This window comes from Mesorhizobium sp. M7A.F.Ca.ET.027.03.2.1 (assembly GCF_003999175.1).
Lineage (GTDB): Bacteria > Pseudomonadota > Alphaproteobacteria > Rhizobiales > Rhizobiaceae > Mesorhizobium.
This window is the reverse complement of sequence record NZ_RZOM01000697.1, coordinates 1-3,321: the sequence shown is the minus strand read 5'-3', so window position 1 is coordinate 3,321 and position 3,321 is coordinate 1. Positions and strand designations below refer to the sequence as shown.

At 65.7% G+C, this 3,321-nt stretch carries 4 protein-coding genes; 2 read left to right on the top strand and 2 right to left on the bottom strand.

Annotated elements, in window-relative coordinates; translation table 11 throughout:
* On the bottom strand, positions 1-789 hold a 789-nt coding region (locus EN750_RS25130), incomplete at its 3' end, for a LysR family transcriptional regulator (RefSeq protein WP_127398107.1).
* Between the two features lie 98 nt (positions 790-887).
* Here EN750_RS25130 and EN750_RS25125 point away from each other — a divergent pair.
* Complete coding sequence (locus tag EN750_RS25125) at positions 888-1,487, top strand: LysE family translocator (RefSeq protein ID WP_127398105.1); 600 nt, start codon at positions 888-890, stop codon at positions 1,485-1,487.
* Between the two features lie 228 nt (positions 1,488-1,715).
* Here the strand turns inward: EN750_RS25125 and EN750_RS25120 are convergent, their stop codons facing one another.
* Positions 1,716-2,510 (bottom strand): SDR family oxidoreductase, encoded by a 795-nt coding sequence (locus EN750_RS25120; protein ID WP_127398103.1) that lies wholly within the window; start codon positions 2,508-2,510, stop codon positions 1,716-1,718.
* 205 nt (positions 2,511-2,715) lie between these two features.
* On the opposite strand from EN750_RS25120, the gene EN750_RS25115 reads away from it, so the two are divergent.
* On the top strand, positions 2,716-3,171 hold the full coding sequence (locus EN750_RS25115) for a MarR family winged helix-turn-helix transcriptional regulator (protein ID WP_127398101.1): 456 nt from the start codon (positions 2,716-2,718) through the stop codon (positions 3,169-3,171).
* Positions 3,172-3,321 lie beyond the last annotated feature (150 nt).

Here is a 3,321-nt window from a genome sequence, read left to right as displayed (position 1 = left end):
CGGCAGATGCAGGTTGATGGCAAAATTCGGCAGCGGCGGCAGGCCGGACTCCGATGGCAGTATGTCCAGATCGGCCGGCACGGTGGAGGCCAGCCAGGTGGTGACGGCAAGGTCCGACCGCACCGTCGCGGTCGTCGCGTCGATGTTGCCGTTTTCGAACACGGTGCGCCACTCCAGCCCATGCTCACCGAGCGCCGCCAGCACCGCCGGACGGAAGGCGCAGGTATCGGCGACGATCGAGACCGGCAGCGGCCGCTTGGCGCGGGCAATGCCGCCCTTGGCACCGACCCAGACCAGCCGATCGATGGCAAGGCACTCACCGGCCGACGGGCCGACGCGTTCCTCGATCACCGCAAGGTCGATGGTCCCGGCCGCAAGGGCAGCCGTCAGTTCCGGCGACGAGGCGCAGACCAGCGATATCTCGATCTGCGGATAGGTCTCGGCATAGGTCTTCAGCACCGGCGCCAGCAAGGTGCCGACAAGGTCGTAGGGCACGCCCAGCCGCACCTGGCCGGCCACCGATGTCCCAGCCATCTCGGCCCAGATCTCGTCATTCAAGGCCAGCAACCGCTTGCCCCTGCCGAACAGCTGTTCACCGGCGCGCGTCAGCCGCAAGCCGCGCCGGTCGCGCGTAAACAGGCTGGAGCCGAGCGCCTCCTCCAGCCGCTTGACCTGCTGGCTGACAGCACCTTGCGTCAGGTGCAGCGCATTGGCCGCCGCCGTCATGCTGGCCTTGTCGGCGACGGTGATGAAGGTGCGGATCAGCGCCATGTCGAGATTTCGGATCATGGGTGGCATTATCTATCCTAATGCTGACCATGGCAAACATTGCATTTACTGAAGTTCGCACGCAGCTACGATCGCAGCCCTCTGACAGAGGACGCCGCATGCTCGAGCCCATTCTCCCGCTCATCCTTTTTGCCATCGTCGCCACCACCACGCCCGGCATCGCCACGACCCTGTCTACGGCGTCCGGCGCGCAGTTCGGCTTTCGCCGTTCCGTGCCCCTGCTGGTCGGCAGCGCCGCCGGCCTCGCCACCGTCACGGGTGCCGCTGCCGCCGGGCTTGCCGGTCTGCTGCTTGCCGTGCCTTCGCTGCAACTGGCCATGAAGGTCGTCGGCTCGCTCTATCTCGTCTGGCTGGCGATCAAGATCGGCCGCAGCGGACCGCCCAATATGGATGTGAGCATGGCCAGGCCGAACAGCTTTCTCGGCGGCGCCGGCATTCAATGGATGAACCCGAAAGGCTGGGCGATGGGTCTAGGTGCCGCGGCCTCGTTCGCGGCATTGGCCAGCGGACCGGTGCAGCTCGCGCTGCTGCTCGGCGCCACCTTCGGCCTCGCGGCCGCCGCCTCGCTTTCACTGTGGTGCGTGGCCGGAATGGTGCTGGCGCGGCTGCTCAAGACCGAATGGCAATGGCGCGCGCTCAACATCGTGCTGGCACTGGTGCTGGCCGCCTCGATCATTCCGATGTGGCGGACGGCTTAGACGGCCATGGAATTGCGAAGAAGGAGCCAAGTCCTGCAAGGTCAGCGCAGACCCCCACCCGGACCTTCGGTCCGACCTCCCCACAAGGGGGAGGTGGGGAGCGTGCCTTTTGCAAGCCTCAAAAGGGGGTTGGCGCGCCCCTAACCCTCCCCCTTGTGGGGAGGGTCGCTGCGAAGCAGCGGGGTGGGGGTACTGGTTTGCGAAGCAAACCAGCCTCTGCGCTCAACCTCAAGCCGCGTAGCGGGCCGCCGGCTTGTCGGCGTGCAGGCTGCCGTAGAAGGCCTGCCGGGCACCGAGGAAAATGTCCAGTTTGGCCGGCTCGGCGAGCGCCGGCACGGTGACGGCTTCACCCCTGGCAAGGCCGACAAGGGCCGCATCCACCATATCGTCGGCGCTCATGATGATTTCCTTCGGAAGCTGGTCGATATCGCTGCCGGCAAGCTCCCAGAAATCCGTCCGTGTCGCGCCCGGCAGCACCACCTGCACCTTCACCTCCGTACCCTCGACCTCGCGGTGCAGAGCCTCGGTGAAGTTGACGACATAGGCCTTGGTACCGCTGTAGATGCCGCCGAACGAGGTCTCATAGGCGAGCACCGAGGCGATGTTGACGACCGCACCTCGGTTGCGCGCCAAAAACCCCGGCAGCACGGCACGGGTCAGCCGCGTCAGGGCGATGACATTGACCTTGATCATGCGTTCGGCAGCGTCCGCATCGGCGGTTGCCACCACGGACTGGCCGCCAAGGCCGGCATTATTGACCAGCAGCGTCACGCTGTCGTCGCTGGCGATCGCCTGTTCGACGCGGCGGACGTCGTTGTCATTGGAAAGGTCGGCGCTGATCACGCTGACCTTGCGGCTGTAGGTCTGGCGCAGCTTCCCGGCCAGCTCCTCCAGCCGGTCGGCGCGCCGCGCCACCAGCACCAGATCGTAGCCCTGCCCCGCCAGCCGGTCGGCATAGACCGCGCCGATGCCCGACGAAGCACCGGTGACGACCGCCGTGCCCTTGTTGCCCTGTCCACTCATTGTCCTGTTCCTTCTTCGACTGATCTGGTTCGTTTCGACTGATCCGGCGCCGTGGCATCTGCCGCACTGCCGGAAGCCGCTTGATGATTTAGTGGCATATACCACTAATTGCGAAGTAGGCATATGCCACTATCTTGTCAATGATCCGGACCGGGATTATTTGAGGGGTGCAGCCGGGCCTCATTCGCCGGCGCCAAGGACCATCATGTCAAAGGACAGCTTGCCCGGCCTCACGCTCTGCAACAACGCCGCGCTGCGCCGCGCGGCGCGCAAACTCGGCAAGTTTTATGATGATGTGGTGGAGCCGTCAGGCCTCAAGGCGACACAGCAGGGACTGCTCTACCAAATCCATATCGGCGACGAGCCGGCGATGGGGGCCATCGCCGCGTCGCTGATCATGGACCTGTCGGCGCTCGGCCATACGCTGAAACCACTGATCCGCGACGGCTATGTCGAGACCTTCGCCGACCCGGACGACCGCCGCGTCAAGCGTGTGCGGCTGACGCCGCAGGGGCTGGCCAAGCTCGAGGCGGCGATGAAACTGTGGCAGATCGCCCAGCAGCGTTTCGAGGATGTCGTCGGCAGGGACAAGGCTGAAAAGCTGCGCGCGGCGCTGGATGACATCGCCGCGCTCGATTTCGATCTGCCGCCGGCCAGCTGAGCCGGCCGACGGCTTTCAAAGAGATTACTCGGCAGGCATCTCTACAGGCCGAGCCGCCCGGCGGCCGGCCACCACGATGCCAAGCCCGATGATCGGGAAGATCGCGGCGACCAAGCCGAGATCGGCCGGCGCGCCGTAGCGCAGCACGGC